1 protein-coding gene is annotated in these 1297 nt (G+C 55.7%); it reads right to left on the bottom strand.

The window, feature by feature from the left end; translation table 11 throughout:
- Positions 1–260: 260 nt before the first annotated feature.
- Complete coding sequence (locus tag ACR0AD_RS21100; RefSeq protein WP_480484969.1) at positions 261–1280, bottom strand: putative 2-aminoethylphosphonate ABC transporter substrate-binding protein; 1020 nt, start codon at positions 1278–1280, stop codon at positions 261–263.
- Between the last annotated feature and the right edge of the window lie 17 nt (positions 1281–1297).

Below are 1297 nucleotides of genomic sequence, written 5' to 3'. Positions count from 1 at the left end.
AGGAAACAAATGAATTCACCTTCTTTGATTTCAAGAGAGATGTCCTTGAGTGCCAGAAAGCTGCCGAACGCTTTCCACAAATTCTGGATGCTGAGATACAGTTCACCGGGTGGTGTTTTCTGAAGCACGGGAGAGGTCCTCACATCTGCACCTCGGGCACGACCGATCCTGGCTGGTGCGCGCCGGGTGAGTTGGTTGTGTTGGTGGGAACAAGAGAGTGGCGGGCAGGAGAGGCACAAAAGCCCCTCCTGCCAATGGAATTATTTCGCTTCAGACTTTCCGTCATAGCGAGACTGCCATTCCTTCAGGATTGCCGCGCGATTGTTGGCGGCATACTCGAAATCATTGTTGATCATCGCATCCAGAAGACCTTCTGGGAAGTGTTCAACCGGTTTTGCAACGCCGGGATACGCCACGACCGCATAGCCGGTATTGTACATCTCGTTGGCCTCTTTGGTGACGGTGAAGTCCACCAGCTTCTGCGCGGCTTCCAGATTTGCGGTACCGGCCACAATCGCGGTTGCTTCCATGTCCCAGCCGACGCCTTCCGAAGGCACAATGATTTCCAGCGGTGCGCCATCAGCTTTGGACTTCGCCCCACGGAACGCAAAAGAGATACCAATCGGGATCTCACCCGCCGCCGCCAGTTTGCAAGGCTTCGAGCCGGAATGGGTGTAGCGCGCAATATTCTCGTGCAGCGCATCCATGTATTCCCAGCCACCTTCTTCGCCAAACATTTGAAGCCAGCTGGACACATCAAGGAACCCCGTGCCAGACGAATTCGGGTTCGGCATGATCACCTGATCCTTGTACATCGGATCAGTCAGGTCCTTCCACGAAGTGGGCGGCTTCAGCCCGGCCTTTTCCGCCTCAACCGTGTTGTAGCAAACCGAGGCAACCCAGGCGTCCATGCCAACCCAGGCAGGCGGGTTGTCACCATCGACGAATTTCGCATCCAGCTTGTCTACGCCAACCGGGGCATAAGGCTCCAGCATCCCTTCGGATTTCAACAGCAGCAGAGAGGTCGCCGCCAACCCCCAGACCACATCCGCCTGTGGGTTGTCACGTTCAGCCAGCAGTTTCGCGGTGATGATCCCCGTCGAGTCCCGGACCCAGTTGATCTTGATATCAGGGTTACTCTGGTTGAACGTCTCTGCATACCTCGCCAGATCCTCCGCCTCGACAGCGGTGTAAACTGTCAGTTCCGTCTCCGATGCCGCAACCGTCGCAGTCAGTAAACCGACCGCCAATGCCGAATAAAATGATGTCGTCCGTTTCATGGTTTTCCTCTGTTGGT

The organism is Ruegeria sp. BH8 (assembly GCF_056538065.1).
This window is presented reverse-complemented; position numbering and strand designations above follow the sequence as displayed.

What these genes read in the sequence shown, in the direction of transcription:
- ACR0AD_RS21100 (WP_480484969.1), bottom strand. Translation starts at nt 1,280, where the DNA reads ATGAAACGGACGACATCATTTTATTCGGCATTGGCGGTCGGTTTACTG.